General features: G+C 70.8%; 15 protein-coding genes. 2 read left to right on the forward strand and 13 right to left on the reverse strand.

What is annotated here, in order from left to right:
• Window positions 1-65: 65 nt before the first annotated feature.
• The 8 genes from H7U32_RS01830 to H7U32_RS01865 all read right to left on the reverse strand — a co-directional run bounded on the left by H7U32_RS01830 (window position 66) and on the right by H7U32_RS01865 (window position 8,848).
• The gene (locus tag H7U32_RS01830) at window positions 66-1,832 is read right to left on the reverse strand and encodes an FAD-dependent oxidoreductase (protein WP_204467535.1); all 1,767 of its coding nucleotides are present in this window, start codon (window positions 1,830-1,832) and stop codon (window positions 66-68) included.
• Window positions 1,832-2,395 (reverse strand): redoxin domain-containing protein, encoded by a 564-nt coding sequence (locus H7U32_RS01835; protein ID WP_204467537.1) that lies wholly within the window; start codon window positions 2,393-2,395, stop codon window positions 1,832-1,834. The genes H7U32_RS01830 and H7U32_RS01835 overlap by 1 nt, the downstream gene beginning before the upstream one ends.
• A 158-nt stretch (window positions 2,396-2,553) precedes the next feature.
• The gene (locus H7U32_RS01840; protein ID WP_204467539.1) at window positions 2,554-4,053 is read right to left on the reverse strand and encodes an ABC-2 transporter permease; all 1,500 of its coding nucleotides are present in this window, start codon (window positions 4,051-4,053) and stop codon (window positions 2,554-2,556) included.
• 1 nt (window position 4,054) lies between these two features.
• Entirely contained in the window at window positions 4,055-4,984 is a 930-nt protein-coding gene (locus H7U32_RS01845) for an ABC transporter ATP-binding protein (protein WP_204467541.1), read from the reverse strand.
• Window positions 4,985-5,005: 21 nt separating this feature from the next.
• A complete protein-coding gene (locus tag H7U32_RS01850) occupies window positions 5,006-5,386 on the reverse strand; it encodes a GntR family transcriptional regulator (protein ID WP_204467543.1) in 381 nt (126 codons plus the stop codon).
• A gap of 134 nt (window positions 5,387-5,520) precedes the next feature.
• A complete protein-coding gene (locus tag H7U32_RS01855) occupies window positions 5,521-6,186 on the reverse strand; it encodes an HAD family hydrolase (RefSeq protein ID WP_204467544.1) in 666 nt (221 codons plus the stop codon).
• Complete coding sequence (recN, locus tag H7U32_RS01860) at window positions 6,186-7,937, reverse strand: DNA repair protein RecN (RefSeq protein WP_204467546.1); 1,752 nt, start codon at window positions 7,935-7,937, stop codon at window positions 6,186-6,188. Before recN ends, H7U32_RS01855 begins: the two co-directional genes overlap by 1 nt.
• The gene (locus H7U32_RS01865) at window positions 7,937-8,848 is read right to left on the reverse strand and encodes an NAD kinase (protein WP_204467548.1); all 912 of its coding nucleotides are present in this window, start codon (window positions 8,846-8,848) and stop codon (window positions 7,937-7,939) included. The genes recN and H7U32_RS01865 overlap by 1 nt, the downstream gene beginning before the upstream one ends.
• Before the next feature lie 183 nt (window positions 8,849-9,031).
• Between H7U32_RS01865 and H7U32_RS01870 the strand changes: the two genes are divergently transcribed.
• Together H7U32_RS01870 and H7U32_RS01875 are read left to right on the forward strand one after the other, a co-directional pair.
• Window positions 9,032-10,495: a TrkH family potassium uptake protein gene (locus tag H7U32_RS01870; RefSeq protein ID WP_204467550.1), complete on the forward strand. Its 1,464-nt coding sequence runs from the start codon at window positions 9,032-9,034 to the stop codon at window positions 10,493-10,495.
• A gap of 47 nt (window positions 10,496-10,542) precedes the next feature.
• The gene (locus tag H7U32_RS01875) at window positions 10,543-11,202 is read left to right on the forward strand and encodes a potassium channel family protein (protein WP_204467552.1); all 660 of its coding nucleotides are present in this window, start codon (window positions 10,543-10,545) and stop codon (window positions 11,200-11,202) included.
• Between the two features lie 23 nt (window positions 11,203-11,225).
• Here the strand turns inward: H7U32_RS01875 and H7U32_RS01880 are convergent, their stop codons facing one another.
• From H7U32_RS01880 to tyrS, 5 genes are all read right to left on the reverse strand, one after another.
• Complete coding sequence (locus tag H7U32_RS01880; RefSeq protein ID WP_204467554.1) at window positions 11,226-12,011, reverse strand: TlyA family RNA methyltransferase; 786 nt, start codon at window positions 12,009-12,011, stop codon at window positions 11,226-11,228.
• Complete coding sequence (locus H7U32_RS01885) at window positions 12,008-12,187, reverse strand: hypothetical protein (protein ID WP_204467556.1); 180 nt, start codon at window positions 12,185-12,187, stop codon at window positions 12,008-12,010. Before H7U32_RS01885 ends, H7U32_RS01880 begins: the two co-directional genes overlap by 4 nt.
• On the reverse strand, window positions 12,184-13,233 hold the full coding sequence (locus H7U32_RS01890; protein ID WP_204467558.1) for an HAD-IIA family hydrolase: 1,050 nt from the start codon (window positions 13,231-13,233) through the stop codon (window positions 12,184-12,186). Before H7U32_RS01890 ends, H7U32_RS01885 begins: the two co-directional genes overlap by 4 nt.
• On the reverse strand, window positions 13,230-14,930 hold the full coding sequence (locus H7U32_RS01895; protein WP_204467560.1) for a tetratricopeptide repeat protein: 1,701 nt from the start codon (window positions 14,928-14,930) through the stop codon (window positions 13,230-13,232). The genes H7U32_RS01890 and H7U32_RS01895 overlap by 4 nt, the downstream gene beginning before the upstream one ends.
• A 77-nt stretch (window positions 14,931-15,007) precedes the next feature.
• On the reverse strand, window positions 15,008-16,330 hold the full coding sequence (gene tyrS / locus H7U32_RS01900) for a tyrosine--tRNA ligase (RefSeq protein WP_204467561.1): 1,323 nt from the start codon (window positions 16,328-16,330) through the stop codon (window positions 15,008-15,010).
• Window positions 16,331-16,450: the final 120 nt, after the last annotated feature.

Below are 16,450 nucleotides of genomic sequence, written 5' to 3' on the forward strand. Positions count from 1 at the left end.
CGGATATGCGATGGCCCCCGCTGGTTGCGGGGGCCATCGCCGTTGTCGCGCAGGGCGCGCGCCGCTCAGGCGCCGATGAGGTCGAGCATCTGGGCGACGTTCTTCTTGCCGAACTCCACCGTGGGCTCGCTGGAGCCGTGGCGGATGACGATGCAGGGCACGCTCATCACGCCGTAGCGGTCCTTGAGCTCGGGGAAGTGCGCCACGTCGTAGGCCTCGGCCCTCACATGCGCGTTGCCGGCGGCGATGCGCTGGGCGGCGAGCACCGTGTCCGGGCACATCGTGCAGGTCAGCGACACGAGGAGCATGACCTCCACGTCGCCGTCGATGGCCGCGATGCGCGCCGCGCTGTCGGCGTCGACCTGCTGGCCGGGGCCGGCCGCGTTGTACAGGCCGAGTACGAAGGAGTTGAACTCGTGGCCGCTGGGCACGCCGTGGAAGGCGAGGCCGGTGGGCCGCACGCCCCCGTCGTCGCCGGGCACGCACACGCGCACGCAGGGGCGGGCGGCGGGCAGGGCGTCGTCCGCGTCGAAGACGGCGCGGCCGTTCTCGTCGGCCGGCGCGTCGGCGGCGCGTTCCACCGTCACCTTGCCGTCGGAGAGCTTCGCCATCTCGGTGACGAATCCCTCCAGTTCGGCCGACAGCGGCGTGCCGTCGAGTTCCAGGCGCAGGGTGACCGGGCGGGCGAGCCGGCCGAACACCATCGCCAGCTGCTGCCTGACGTTCTCGTTGAACAGTTCGCCGGGTTTCCTGGCGGCCTTGGCGTCGTCGGAGCGGCGGGCGGGCGCGGGGGCCGGCGTGGTGCCGGCGGCGGCCTTGGCCGCCTCGGCCTCGCGGCGTTCGTAGGCGGTGTCGACGGGGCGCGGCGGCACCAGGCCGGTCCGCTCGCTCATCTGCTTGGCCCAGCGTTCCAGCTCCACGGCGGCCACGGCGCCGTCGGAGACGGCGGTGACCACCTGGCGCAGGTGCTTGACCCTCAGGTCGCCCGCGGCGTACACGCCCGGCACGCTGGTGGCGCCGTACTGGTCGGTGACCACGTAGCCGGCGTCGTCGAGCTCCACCAGGCCCTTGACCAACGCGGTGGCGGGCACGTAGCCGGCGAACACGAACACGCCGAAGGTGCCGCCGTCCGCCGGCGTCCACACCGACGTCTCCCCGGTCTCCACGTCGCGGATCCGCGCCTCGGTCAGGCCGCCCTGGCCGGCGGTGACGCCGTCGAGCACGGTGTGGTAGCGCACGTCGATCTTCGGGTCGGCCTTGGCGGGCGCGGCCACGGAGGCGTCGCAGGTGAAGTCGTCCTCGCGCACGAGGATCGTCACATGGCTGGCGTACTTGGTGAGGAACACGGCTTCCTCGGCGGCCGCGAAGCCGCCGCCGACGACCAGCACCTCGCGGCCGGTGAAGAACTCGCCGTCGCAGGTGGCGCAGTAGGCCACGCCGCGGCCGGCGTACTCCGCCTCGCCGTCGAAGCCGAGGCGGCGCGGGTTGGCGCCGGTGGCCACGAGCACGCCGAAGCAGCGCAGGTCGCCGCGCGAGGTGCGCACGGTCTTCACGTCGCCGTCCAGGTCGAGGCCGGTGACCTCGGCGGAGAGGAACTCCGCGCCGAAGTCGGCGGCCTGGCGGCGCATCGTGGCCGTCAGCTCGCGGCCGGAGGCGGAGGCGACACCCGGGTAGTTGACAACCTCGTTGGTGATGGTGATCTGGCCGCCGAAGTCATCCTTCTCGACGACGAGCACGCGGTAGCGCGCGCGGGCCAGGTACAGCCCGGCCGTCAGTCCGGCCGGGCCGCCGCCGATGACGACGACGTCGTACAGGTCCTGGGTGGGCGCCATCAGAGCATGCCCACCAGGTCGAGGCTCGGCTCGATGGTCTCGTCGCCGGGCTGCCACTTGGCCGGGCACACCTGGTCGCCATGCTCGTAGACGAACTGGGAGGCCTGCACGCGGCGCAGCAGCTCGTCGGCGTTGCGGCCCACGTTGGAGGAGGTCATCTCGTAGGCGACGACCTTGCCCTCCGGGTTGAGGATGTAGGCGCCGCGCTCGGCCACGCCGTCGGCCTCGTTGTAGGTGTCAAGGTCGCGGGCCAGCGTGGCGGTCGGGTCGGCCAGCATCGGGTATTCGATCTTGGCGATCTTCTCGTTGGCGTCATGCCAGGCCTTGTGCACGTAGTGCGTGTCGCAGGAGACGGAGTAGATCTCGCAGCCGGCCTCCTTGAACTTCGGGTAGGCCTCGGCGAGCTCCTCGAGCTCGGTGGGGCACACGAAGGTGAAGTCGGCCGGGTAGAAGAAGAACACGGACCAGTGGCCGAGCACGTCGGCCTTGGTCACCTCGTGGAAGTCGTCGTTCTGGAAGGCCTGGACCTTGAAGTCGCAGATCTCGTGCTGCAGCATCGTCATAATGATGTCCTTTCGCATCCGCCGCTCGGCTGTCGGGGCGCCTCGCCCCGTCCGCGCGGCACAATCTGGTGCTCTTTCAGGGTAGCCGCGTTTGCCTGCGATGTCACCGGCGCGCTTCGCCCAGAGCGTGTGAGTTCCGTCACGCCGCCCGCGGCCGGCTACAGCTGCCGGCGCGTCCAGATGGCGCGGGAGACGGGGATGGCCACGGCCCAGCCGAGCACGGCGAGTGCGAAGACGCCGGCCAGCCAGCCGCCGGCAGACACGGTGCGCAGGGCGTCGACGAACGCCTGTCTGACTGCGACGGGGATGAACGCGGAGATGACGGTGCCACCAATGACCAGGAAGGCCACGCCCCACCAGAACATCTGGAGCACGCGCATGAAGTCGAAGGCGTAGAGCAGCGGGGTCATGACGGCGGCGGCCAGCAGGTACGCCGCCATGCCCAGACCCACAGTCATCGCCGCCGCAGACGGGGCGAGTCCCGTGGGGTCGGCCAGCACCAGCATGACGGCTTCGACGGCGAGCTGCACCAGGCAGGCCAGTCCGGCGATGCCGATGGCGATCCAGCGGGCCGTGACCTGGCGGCCGCGGCGCACGGGCAGCAGCGCGGCGAAGCGGCCGTACTGGCTGTGCGTGGTGGTCTGGAACAGGCCCCAGGCGCTCGACGACCACAGGAACACGGTGACCGCGGCGCAGATGGGCAATGTGGCGGCCGCTCCGGCGAACGGGACGAGCAAGAGGAACACGAAGGGGATGAGCAGGGTGACGCCTTCGCCGGGGCTGTCCGGCCACAGATCCATGAGGTCGAGGCGCAGCACGCGCAGCACCGGCGCCATGGCGGCGGGGTGGGACCGTGGCGTGGCCGGCACGGTCCGGGCCGTGGCCTGCGCGGCCGGGGCCTTCGATTCCCGCTCCCCCGCCCGGGTGCGCACGACGTGCAGGGATGTCGCCAGCGAGCCCGCGCAGGCGGCGACGAGGACCGCCGCCGCGATCGCCGCAGTCACGGGCGGGTGAACCGCCAGCCAGCGCACCGCGTCCATGACCGCCCGCCGGGCGCCGTCCGGAAGACGGCTGACGAGCAGCACCGCCAGGAATGGCAGCAGGATGAGCGCGAACATGGCCACGGTGAAGATGAACCGCAGGGAGGACATGCCCCATCGGTAGAAGCAGGGCATGACCGCGGCCTCGATGAGCAGGGCCGAAGCGACGAGCGCCGCCACCACACCCGCTGCTGTGCCCCACCGGCCATCGGGTCCGGTCTGGTCCGTCAGGGCGAGAACAAGCTGGATGACCGCCAGGTTGACAGCGAACACGGCGATGAGCACGGCCATCGTCAGATAGCGTCCCAGCACGCGGTGCGTCGGAGTTGCGGGGACGACGCCGTTCATGCGCGTCCCGTCGTCGCGGGCGTCGAGCGTGAACAGGCTGAGCGGGCTGATGGCGGTCACGCCAAACGCCGCCCCCTGGATGCCGCCGATGGTGAAGTCGAGGTCGTCCACGCCGCCCACTCGCAGGAGGGCGATGACCATGGCGGCGAGCATGGGCCAGCACAGCCAGGCCACCGTGCCGGCGCGTCCGCCGAAGAGGCGGGCGGCGTCCAGTCGACAGGCGGCCAGGACGCCGTGCCAGGCCGGGCGGGGGCATGCGACGGCGGCCATGTCAGTCCTCCTTCCCGGCGTCCGGCGCCGTGTCGTCGGCGTTGGTCAGCAGGATCACGTCGTCGATGGAGGCGGGCTCCACAGCCAGTGAGGACACAGCGTCTGCCACCCCATCCGGCATCCCGAGGATGCGTGCCAAGTCCTCGGTGCGCACGAGCGCGTCGAATCCGGTCTCGTAGCGGCGTAGACCGACTGCGGCGCCGGCGAGCGCGCCGGTCAGCTCCTCGGGGCCGCCCTTGAGCAGGCGGAAGGATTCCTCGAATTCCTCGCGTGGGCCGGTGTAGTAGACGCGGCCGCCGGTGATGTAGGTGAGGAAGTCGGCGGAGCGTTCCAGGTCGGCGGTGATGTGCGTGGAGAAGAGCACGGAGCGGTCGCCGGGTTCGATGTAGACGGCGAGCAGGTCCATGAGCTCGTCGCGGGCGATGACGTCGAGGCCGCTGGTGGGCTCGTCGAGGATGAGCAGGCGGGCGTCGTGGCTCAGCGCCACGGCGAGCATGAGCTTCATCTGCATGCCGCGGGAGAGTTCCTTGATCTTCTTGGTCTCCTCGAGGCCGAAGCGGCGCAGGTGGGCGGCGAAGCCGGCGTCGTCCCAGCGTTCGTAGAAGCCGCGCATCACGCGGCCGACCTTGCCCACGGTCCAGGTTTCCACGAAGTAGCTGGAGTCGAAGACGACGCCGATGTTGCGCTTGACGTCCTCCTCGCGGGCGATGTTGTCGAGGCCGAGCACCTCGATTGTGCCGGCGTCGCGCCGGACCATGTTGAGGATGAGTTTGATGAGCGTGGATTTGCCGGCGCCGTTGGGTCCGATCAGGCCCATGATGTAGCCCATGGGCAGGTCGAGGGTCACGTCGTCGAGTGTGAATCCGGAGGCGTAGCGTTTGGTCAGGCCGGTGACGGACAGTGCCATCGGCTCCTGGTGCGGGGCGGTCATGGTGACTCCTTCGGCGGTCGGTCAGGACGACCGGCGGGCCCATACCTCGTCGAGCAGACCGTGCAGCTCCTTTGGCGTCATGCCGGCGGCACGGGCCGCGGCGCAGGCCTCGTCCAGGCTCTGTTCGGCCTGGCCGGCCAGGGTGCGCCGCATGGCCTCGTTGCCGCGGTCCATGACGAAGCAGCCCTTGCCTTGCACGTTGCGCACCACGCCTTCGTCGGCCAGTTCGTTGTAGGCCCTGGTGACGGTGAGGACGGAGACGCGCAGCTCCTTGGCCAGTTTGCGTAAGGAGGGCAGCGCCTCGCCGGCCTTGAGCTCGCCGGAGAGGACCGCGTCCCTGATCTGCGTCTTGATCTGCTCGTAGATGGGTTCGCCGGACACGGATGAGATGATCAGCCTCATGCGGTGTCCTTTCTGGGGTTGGTGGTTGTCGACATCGCAGCCGAACTGTTCGGCTGTTATAGAGAACAGTATCACAGTTGCCGGCCGACTGTTATCGCGTGTTGCATAACAGTGCCGAACAGCGGCCCCTTGCCCTACAGGCGCAGCGGCGCGTCGGCGAAATCGAAGAGCACCCCGTCGGCCAGCTCGCAGATGGCCGGCCAGTCGGCGGCCGAGGAGTCGTCGTGCATGGCCCACACGCGCATGCCGACCGACTTGGCCGAGCGCATGCCCACAAGCAGGTCCTCGAACACGGTGCAGTCGGCCGGGGCCACGCCCAGGCGCCTGGCGGCAAGCAGGTACACGTCGGGCCGGTCCTTGCCCACGTCGTTCGCGTCGTCGACGGACACCACCGCGTCGAAGTCCTCCAGGATGCCCACATGCGCCATGGCCGGCTCGCGCAGCTGCGGGGGCAGCGAGGTGGCGACGGCCAGCTTCGCGCCGCTCGCCCTGAGCCGGCGCAGGTAGTCCGCCGCGCCCGGCTTGGCCTCCACACAGGTGGCGTACATGACGCGCGCCATGGCGTCCCACTCCTCCATGAGCTCCTCGGGCGTGTCCTTGAGGCCGAAGCGCGCGATCGTGTATTCGGCGATCTGGCGGAACTGCATCGAGGCGACCTTGGTCATGTAGTCGGGCGGCACCGCGATGCCGCGCTTGGCCAGGAAGTCGATGTCCACCTGGTCCCACACGCCCATCGAGTCGAGCAGCGTGCCGTCGAGGTCGAAGATCGCGCCCTTGCCCGTGTTGCTGCAGCAATCCATCACAGCCTGCTTTCGTCGAGGAGTTCGCGCGCGTGGTCCAGGGAGGCGCCTGTCTCGGAGCCGGAGAGCATGCGCGCGATCTCATGCACCCGTTCCTCGCCGTCGACGCGGCGCACCCGCGTCTCGACGGCGGCGTCGCCTTCGCCGGCCGTTCCCTTGGCGACGACGAACTGCGCGTCGGCCCAGGAGGCGACCTGCGCCAGGTGGGTGACGACGATGACCTGCGCGCAGCGGGCGAGGCGCGCCAGCCGCCGGCCGAGCTCGGCCGCGGCCTTGCCGCCGACGCCGGCGTCGACCTCGTCGAAGATGAACGTCATGCCGCCTTCGCGCCGTTCCGCCGCCGCCAGCTCCATGGCAAGCATGAGGCGGGAGAGCTCGCCGCCGGAGGCGGACCGGCCCATCGCCAGCCGCGGGGAGCCGGGGAACGGGGTGAACAGGAAGGCCACGTCGTCGCCGCCGTGCGCGTCGAGCTCCGGGCGCGCGGTGACGTCGATGTCGAGCCGGGCGCCGGCCATCGCCAGCGATCCGAGCTCGTCGGTGACCTTGGCGGCGAGGTCCGCGGCGGCCAGGCGCCGGGCCTTGCCGAGCCGGTCGGCCGCGTCGCGCGCCGCGGCGGCCAGCTGGCCGCGGCGTTCCTCGAGTTCGGCGAGCTTCTCCGGGGAGGCGTCGAGGTCCTCGACCTCGAACGCGGCCTTGTCGCGCCAAGCGAGCACGTCGGCGAGCGTGGGCCCCCAGCGCAGCGCGAGCTCGTCGAGTTCGTGGATGCGCGCGTTGATGGCGTCGAGGTCCCCTTCGCCGCCGTCGGCGTCAAGCATCCCGGACAGGGAGAAGGCGATGTCGGCGAGGTCGGCGCCGACCGTGTCGAGTCGGTCGGCGAGCGCCGCGTACCCGCCGCCGTCGGCGTGGATGGAGCGCAGCGCCTGGGCGGCCCGGCCGATGAGTTCGGCGGCGCCGGCCGCGTCGGCGTCGGCGTCCACCTGGGAGGGGTCGAGGGCGGCGAGGGCGCGGGAGACGCCGTCGGTGATCTCGGCGGCGTTCTCGATGCGGTCGCGGCGGGCCTTGAGCTCCTCGTCCTCGCCGGGCCGGGGGTCGGCGCGGTCGATGCGGGCGATGGATTCGCGCAGGTAGTCGGCGCGTTGGCGGGCGTCGGCCTGCTGGTCGCGCAGCCGCATCAGGCGCGCGTCCAGCGCCTTGAGCTCGCCCCAGGCGGCGGCGTAGGCGGCGCGTTCGGCCTCGTCGGCGGCGACCATGTCGAGGAAGTCGCGTTGGCGGGCGGGCGAGGCGATGCGCAGCTGGTCGGCCTGGCCGTGGATGACGATGAGTTCGCCGGCCACGGCGGCCAGGACGGAGCGGGGCACGGTGCGTCCGCCGAGCACGGCGCGCGAACGGCCGGAGGCGGGCACGGCGCGCGAGAGGATGAGTTCGCCGTCCTCGGGTTCCACGCCGGCGTCGCGCGCCGCGGCCAGCGCGGCGGGCACGCCGGACAAGGCGGCGGCGCCGGCCGTGGCCCCGTCCTCCTCCGGCGCCGCGTCCGGGCCGTCGAGGGAGAAGATGGCCTGCGCCCAGGCGGCGTCCGCGTCGGCGGAGACGCGCGAGCCTTCGGCGGCGCCGCCGGAGACGAGGCGGACGGCGCTGAGCAGCATGGATTTGCCGGCGCCGGTCTCGCCGGTGATGGCGGTCATGCCGGCGGCGGGCGTGAGCGTGGCGGTGCGGATGGGCCCCAGGTTGCGGATGGAGAGTTCCTCGAGCATCAGCGGGCGGCCCCCTTGGCCCGGTCGGATACGCGGGCCTGCTCGCGCCAGCCGACGACCGGCAGGTCGAATTTGGTGACGAGGCGGCTGGTGAACGGCACGCCGGAGAGGCGGGCCAGGCGCAGTGTGTCGCGGGAGGCGCGCACCTCGACGCGCGTGCCCTTGGGCAGGGCGCGCTGGCGGCGGCCGTCGCAGCAGATCCAGCCGTCGGAGGCGGAGTCCTCCAGGATGTCGAGCGTGAACATGGAGTCGTCGCCGATGACCAGCGGACGGGCGAACAGCGCGTGCGCGGCCAGCGGCACCAGTTGCAGGGCCTTGACGTTGGGCCAGATGATGGGCCCTCCGGCGGAGAAGGCGTACGCGGTGGAGCCGGTGGGCGTGGAGACGATGACGCCGTCCGCGCCGAAGGAGCTCATCTCCACGTCGTCCACGCGGATGGACAGCTCGACCATCTTGCCGCGGTCGGCGCGTTCCAGGGTGATGTCGTTGAGGGCCCAGTCCCCCAGCGGCTCGTCCTGGCCGGGCAGCCACACGTCCACGTGGGCGATCATGCGCTCGTCGATCGAATAGTCGTGGTCGGCGACCCGCCGGATCGCTTCCTTCATCTGGAAGCTTTCGAATTCGGCAAGGAAGCCCACATGCCCCAGGTTCACGCCGAGGATCGGCACGCGCGTGCAGTGCACGAGCTCCGCCGCGCGCAGGATCGTGCCGTCGCCGCCGAGCACCACCACGATCTCGGTGGCCTCGTCCACGACGGGGGGATGCGAGGCGAAGGCCGGCGCCTCGATGTTGTCGACGATCGCCACCTCGAAGCCGGCGGCGCGCAACTGGTCGACGGCCTCGGCGACGACGGTGCCCTCCTGGCGCAGGCGGGAGTGCGTCACCACCACCGCGTGCCGCTTGGTTCGCATGCGCGCCCCTTCCCATGGAAACGTCCCTACGGGGCCCATCGCCCCGCGCCCCATCCTAATCGATGCGGGTGGCCATGGCGGCGAGGCGTGGGTACAATGGGCCCACGCGCGCCGCATCCCCGCATCCCACCGGCGGCCGCGGCATGGACGGATTCGACGGGACCTGGGAGGCGACCGACGGCTATGGCGGGCGAATCATTCGACGAGGCCTCGGAGTACCGCGCCGCCTCGCGCGGCATGTCCTGGTGGTTCGCCGACGAGCATTTCGACCAGGACGCCCGCGACTCGCGTCAGCCCCGCCCGCGGCGCACGGGCTCGCGGCTGCTGGCGCATCCCGGCCAGCTGTCCATCCTGTACTTCGCGGCGTTGATCGCCGTGGTCACGCTGCTGCTGCTCATCCCCGCCTCCTCGCGCGAGCAGGGCTCCACCGACCCGGTCACCGCGTTCTTCACCGCCGTGTCGGCCCTGTCCACCTGCGGCATCCCGGTGGTGAACACGGCCGAGCATTGGACCAGGTTCGGCCAGGCCATCATCCTGGTGTCCGTGCAATTGGGCGGCCTGGGCGTGATGACCTTCGCGTCGATCATCGCGTTGGCGGTCAGTCGCCACATCAAGGTGCAGCAGCGCGTGCTGGCGGCCAACGAGCTGGGCACCACCAAGCTCGCCGAGGTGCGCGGCGTGGTCACGATCGTGGTGGTCACCACCTTCGCCATCGAAGGCGTGACGATGGTCTTCCTGTTCCCCGGCCTCTACCGGCTCAATGGCGGCGAGCTGGGCGTCACGCTGTGGGAGGCGTTGTTCTACGCGGTCTCCTCGTACAACAACACCGGTTTCACGCCGGACGCGGCCGGCCTGCACGTCGACTCGTGGGCGGTGGGCCTGCCGGTGCTCGCGGCCGCGTTCGTCGGCACGCTCGGCTTCCCGGTGATCCTCAACCTGGTGCGGGCGGCGCGTCTGCGCATCGCGCCGCGCCGTTGGAACCTGCACACCAAGCTGACGCTGGTGACCACGTTCGCACTGGTGGCCACCTCGCTGCTGTGGTTCCTGGTGGTGGAGTGGAACAATCCGGCGCTGTTCAAGGACGCGGACGCGTCGATGCGCCTGCGTTCGGCCCTGTCCGCCGCGGTGATGCCCCGCTCCTCCGGATTCGACCTGTCGTGGGTGCCGCAGGTGAGCGAGGAGACGAAGGTGTTCATGAGCGGCATAATGTTCATCGGCGGCGGCAGCTCCTCGACCGCCGGCGGCATCCGCGTGACGACGTTCGCGGTGATCGTGCTCATGTGCCGCGCCGCGTTCACCGGACGCCACGACGTCAACGCGTTCCGCCGGCGTATCCCCACGCGCCTGCTCACCACGGCGGTGAGCGTGGCCGCCACCTGCCTGGCGCTGGTGGTGGCCGCGTCCCTGGCGTTGATGTTCGCGACGGACGCGAGCCTGACGGACGCGCTGTTCGAGACCTGCTCGGCGTTCAGCCTGGGCGGCTACACGGTGGGCGTGGCCAGCGCGGACGATCCGGCCACGCTGCTCATCCTCGCGGCGGTGATGATCGTCGGCCGGCTCGGGCCGATGACCTTCGCCTACGCGATCTCGCGGCCGCGCACGCCGGAGGCGGTGCGCTACCCGCAGGAGCCGATCGTGGTGGGCTGAGTGCGGGCGGATACGACGGCATGGCATTGGCAAGGAAGGAGCCTTAGATGGAGGACAGGATCAACAACAGCGTGCTGGTGGTGGGTCTCGGCCGCTTCGGCAGCGCGGTGGCCACCACGCTCGACGACTTGGGCAAGGAGGTGCTGGCGGTGGACAAGGACCCCGAGCTCGTGGCCCGATGGTCGGCGCTCATCCCCACCGTGCAGGCGGATATGACCGATGTGATGGCGGTGGAGCAGGTGGGCGTCTCCGAGTTCGGCTCGGCGGTCGTGGCCATCGGCGACAGCGTGGAGGCGTCGGTCATCACGGCCGGCAACCTGCTGGACGCAGGCGTGACCGACCTGTGGGCGAAGTCCGTGTCCAAGGAGCATGCGCGCATCCTGCAGCGCATCGGCGCGCGCCACATCATCAACGCGGAGACGGACGCCGGCAAACGCATCGGCCACCTGGTCTCCTCGAATTACCTCGACTACATCGAGATCGCCGGCCCGCACACCGTGGTCAAGGCGCATACGCCGGCGCATGTGGCGGGCATGACGATCGCGGACGCCAAGGTGCACGACCGCTTCGGCATCGTGGTGGTGGGCGTCAAGGGCCCGGGCCGTGAGTTCGAATACGGGGCCAACGAGCTGGTGATGCACCGCAACGACGAGCTCATCCTCGCCGGCCCGCAGCGCCAGATCGACCGTTTCCTCGCGCAGCAGTGAGACGTCGCCCGCGCCGCCGGCGTTCAGGCGGTGCGGGCGTACAGCAGATACTCCGCGTTGCCGTGGGTGCCTTCGATGGGGCTGGGCGCGCTGGCCACGACGCGCAGCCCGTTGGCCTCGGCGCAGGCGGTGACGTCGGCCAGGGCCTGCCGCCTGGCGGCGGGGTCGGTGACGATGCCGTTCTTGCCGAGCCGGGCGCGGCCGACCTCGAACTGGGGTTTGACCAGCAGGATGACGTGCGCGCCGGGCGCGGCCAGGCGCGCCACCGGCGGGATCACGTGGGATAGGGAGATGAAGGAGACGTCGGAGACGACCACCTGGGGCGCGTAGGGTAGGTCGCCCGGGGCGACGTCGCGGATGTTGGTGCCGCTCATCTCGATGACGCGCGGGTCGCCGGCGATGCGAGGGTCGAGCTGGCCGTGGCCGACGTCGAGCGCGATCACACGCCGCGCGCCGCGGCGCAGCAGCACTTCGGTGAAGCCTCCGGTGGAGGCGCCGATGTCCAGGCAGTCCATGCCCTCCGGCGCGGGCAGTCCGTGCGGGGCGAAGGCCTGGTAGGCGCCGACGAGTTTGAGCGCGCCGCGCGAGACGTAGTCGTCGCCCAGGTCCGCGGCGAGCCTCGCCTGGGGGCCGACGGTGGCCGCGGGTCTGGCCACGGCCCGGCCGTCGACGCTGACCCGGCCCGCCTTGACCAGGCGGGCGGCCTTGGAGCGGGTGGCGACGAGTCCGCGGGCGACAAGCGCCGCGTCGAGCCGCATCGGCCCGGCCTGCCCATCCAAGCGACGGTCAGCGGAGGAATCGGCGCTCATGCCTGCTCCTCGTCGAGTTCGCGGCGCAGACCGTCGAGCACGTCGCGCAGGACCTTGGCCTTGCCCTCATCGTCGCATCCGGACAGCGTGGCGAGCCCGGGGTACCGTTCCTCCAGCGGCGGGCGGGCGCCGGCAGGCGCGTCCGTGGCGTCGGTCCTGTCCGTGGCGCCGCTCATAGCGCGACGAACTCCGGCAGCGCCAGGGCGGCGGTGTCGAGGCCGCTGTCCGCGGCCTCCCAGGCGGCGTCCAGGGCGGCCTTGAGACCGTCGATGCCGTCGGCGCCGTCCCCGGTCACGCGCAGCGCGCCGTCGGCCACGCGCGCGACGGCGCTGCCGCAGGCCCAGCCGCCGTCCGCGGTGCGTTCCGGAGCGCGGGCGGGCTCCAGCAGGGCGCGCAGGTCGCGGGCCACGTAGGTGGGGCGCAGGTGTGCGGGGGCGAGCATGAGCTCGCGTGGATTGGTCACGCCGGTGAGCACGGCGAGCGAATCGTAGCCGCCGCGGTTGCCGGCCTCGATGTCGGTGTCGAGGCGGTCGCCGATGGCCAGGCACTGTCCCTTGGGCACGGGGTCGCCGCCGCCGGAGGCGTTGAGCAGGCGCGCCTCGTCGTACATGTACGCCTCGGGCTTGCCGGCGGAGGCAACGGGTTCGACGCCCGTGGCCGCGACGACCGCGTTGATGAACGTGCCGCAGCCGGGGGTGGGCCCCTTCTCCCGCGGCAGGCTCAGGTCGCGGTTCGTGACCAGGTAGGTGGCGCCGGCCTCGACGGCGTAGGCCGCCTCGGCGAGCACCTGCCAGTTGATGCCCGGGAACCAGCCCTGGAGCACGGCGGCCGGATGGTCGTCGGAGGAGTCGACGACGCGCAGTCCCTGCTTGGCGACCTCGTCGCGCAGATGGTCGGCGCCGATGACCAGCACCGCGGCGCCGGCGGGCACTTCGCGCGCCGTCATGCGCGCGGCCACGACGGCAGAGGTGATGACCTGCCACGGCTCCACGTCCAGGCCGAAGCCCTTGAGCTGGTCGGCCACGACGCTCTGGTAGCGCGAGGAGTTGTTCGTCGTGTACTCCACCCGCATGCCAAGCGCTTCGGCGGCGCGGATGGAGTCGGACGCATGCCCGACCGCCTCCTTGCCGCGGTAGACGACGCCGTCGAGGTCGAGCAGGGCGAGCCCGTAGGCCTCGGCGAGCGGACGGTCGGTGGATTTGAGGAAGCGGGTGGCGCTCACGCCTCGGTCGCCTCCCCCGCGTCGTCGGCGCCGGGGGCGGCCGGATCGGCGTCGGAGGCGGCGCCGTCGGCGGCCTGGACGGCCGGCAGCTCGTTCTCGTCGTCCGCATCCGGGGCGTCGCCGGTGTCCTCGCCGGCGACGTCGGCGACGATGGCCGCGTCGTCCACGGCGTCGGTCTCGCGCTCGGCCGTGAACTCGACCGGACCCTCGGCTTGGTCGTCGTCGACGGCGTCGGCGGCGGCCTCATCGTCATCGTCGTCATCGGGCGCCCACTGGGCGTCCTCCTCGGTGATGCCAAGCTCGGCCAGCTCGTCCTCGTCGCCCACCAGGCTCTCCAGATCGTGGTCGATGACCACGTCATCGGATTCCTCGTCCTCGTCGAAGTCGGCGTACTGGTCCTCCAGACGCTCGATGAGGTCGTCGAGCCGCATCGCCTCGTCCGTGCGGCCGGCCTCCTCCAGGAAGTTCTGCTCGGCCTGCAGGGCGCGCATGCGGTAGCCGCCGGAGATGCCCTTGGACGTGCCCAGCGTATGCGCGATTGCGATGGCCTTGTCCCAATGCTCCAGATCAGCCAGCGCGCCGGCGTACACCAGGAACATCTCGGCCTTGGCGTCGCCGCGCAGCAGCTTCGCGTCGTCCGACAACGCCACCTCGATGGCCTTCTTGGGCTGGCCGAGGCCACGCTCGCAGTCGGCGATGAACGGCAGATAATCCGGATAGCCGTTCATACGGTGCGCGGTGCGGAACTCACGCAGCGCCAGCTTGTAGTTGCCGCAACGATAGGCCACGAAGGCGAGCACCTCGCGCGCGAAGTCGATGCGGGAGGCCTGCCGGGCGGCCCACTGCGCGTGCTCCAGCGCGGCCTTCGGCTCGTCGTCGATCAGCGTGTAAGCGGCCAGGATGTGCAGGCCCACGTTCTCCGCATGCTCCTTGGACAGGCCGCGCAGACGCTCGCGCTCGTCCTTGGACAGCATCGACCAAGTCAGCCCCTTGGGCATGCGCGGCTCGTCCGGACGACGGTCGGTGTACGGGTTCTGCGAGGGGAAGCTCATCGTGCCGTCGGAATTGCGGCGCGGACGGGACATGTACTCCTCGCGCTTGGCCTCGCGGTGCTGGCGCTTCTCCTCCGGGGAGAACTCGCGGCGCGGACCCTTGTGGAAGTCCTTGCGGCCCTCCTCGCGGCGGTCGTCCCGGCGCTCGTCCCGGCGGAAGGGGCGGCGCTCGCCGTCCTTGTGGAAGTCCTTACGGGAATCCTTGCCGTCCTTGTGGAAGTCCTTGCCGTCCTTGCGGAAATCCTTGCGGCCGTCGCGCTCCTTGCGGAAGCCGTCGTCCTTGCGGAAGGGGCGGCGCCCCTCCTCGCGGCGCTCACCGTCCTTCCACTCGCGGCGCTCGCCGTCCTCGCGGGGCTGCCAGTCGCGGCGCGGACCCTTGTGGAAGTCGCGGCGCTCCTCGCCGCTCTCGCCGGCGCCTTCGGCGCGGAAGCCGTCCGACTTGCGGAAGTCCTTGCGGAAGCCGGACGACTTATGGAAGCCGCCCTTGCCGCCACGGCCCTCATGGCCGTAGCCTGGCTTGCCGCCGCGGCCGGGACGCGACGGCCCGCGGCCCTTGCCGTAGTGGCCGTTGCCCCGCCCGTTACCGTTGCCATTGCCATAGTGACCGCGGCGCTCGCCGCTGCCGCCGTTGTGTTCCTGAGCCATGGATGTCTCCCAAGTTCCTTGTCTGCGCGGCTACGCGCCGCGCGAGCGTTGTATCGATGATGGATGGACGACGCGAATCAGCGGTGCTCGACCGCGCCCAACGCCTTCTTACCGCGGCGGATGAGCGCGAAACGGCCCTGGAGGAAGTCGGCGTCCGTCAGCACGGCGTCCCCATCCTCCACGCGCACATTGTTGAGGTACACGCCACCGGACTTGATCGCGCGGCGCGCCTCGGAGGCGGTATGGAACAGGCCTGCGGCCTGGGCGGCGTCGATGACGCGGTCGCCGGGCGCGGCAGCCGGGAAGGCGCGCGTCCCGTCCTCGCCGGTCACCTGGAAGCCGTCGAGCACGGACTGCAGGGTCTGCCCGTCGATGGCGGCCAGATCGCCGCCACGGCCGAACAGCGCGGCGGAGGCGTCGATCGCGGCCTGCGTGGCCTCCTCGCCGTGCACGAAGCTCGTGACCTCCCAGGCGAGCGCCTTCTGCGCCTCGCGGGCGCCCGGGTTCTGCTGAGACTCGGCCACCAGACGCTCGATCTCGGCCTTGGGCAGGAAGGTGAACGCCTTGAGCAGGCTCTCCATCTCCACGTCCGGACGGTTGAACCAGAACTGGTAGAACTTGTACGGCGAGAGCATCGTCGGATCGATCCACACGGCGTTGCCCTCGGACTTGCCGAACTTCTTGCCCTGTGCGTCGGTGATGATCGGGCTGGTGAACACGTTGACGTCCACGCCGCGCACCTTGTGGATGAGGTCCAGGCCGCTGGTGAGGTTGCCCCACTGGTCGGAGCCGCCGAGCTGGAGCGTGCAGCCGTACTCGTCGTACAGGTGCAGGAAGTCGTTGCCCTGGAGCACCTGGTAGCTGAACTCGGTGAAGCTGATGCCCTCCTCGGAGTTGAGACGGCGGGCGACGGTGTCCTTGGCGAGCATGGTGCCGAGTCGGAAGTTCTTGCCGACGTCGCGCAGGAAGTCGATGACCGTCATCTGCGCGGTCCAGTCGTAGTTGGAGACGAAGCGCACCGGGTTGTCGCCGTCGGCGTCGAGGATGCCTCCGATCTGCGCCTTGAGGCGCTCGGCCCATCCGGCGACGACGTCCTTGGGGTTGAGCGTGCGCTCGCCCGACTGGCGGGGGTCGCCGATCAGGCCCGTGGCGCCGCCGACGAGGGCGATTGGATGGTGGCCGGCCAGCTGCAGGTGCCGCATGTTGATGAGCTGCACGAGGTTGCCGATGTGCAGGGAGGCCGCGGTCGGGTCGAAGCCGCAATAATAGGTGATCGGCTCCCCGTTCAGCGCCTTCGCGAGTCGATCCCGGTCCGTGGACTGGGAAATCAACCCGCGCCATTCCAGTTCATCGAGCAGGGTGGAGAACCCCGCTTCCCTGAAGTCGGTGACGTGAGCCATGCCTGGTGCTTCTCCCTATCGCAGTATGGGTGATTCCGCGCTTTTGCGCATCTTCCAGTCTCGCAGTACGCGGAGACACCGCGGCGGGGCGGCCCCGGCCACGGTAAGGTGGTGGCCAAT

Origin of the sequence: Bifidobacterium pullorum subsp. saeculare, assembly GCF_016899725.1 — a bacterium.
Classification (GTDB): Bacteria; Actinomycetota; Actinomycetes; order Actinomycetales; family Bifidobacteriaceae; genus Bifidobacterium; species Bifidobacterium pullorum_C.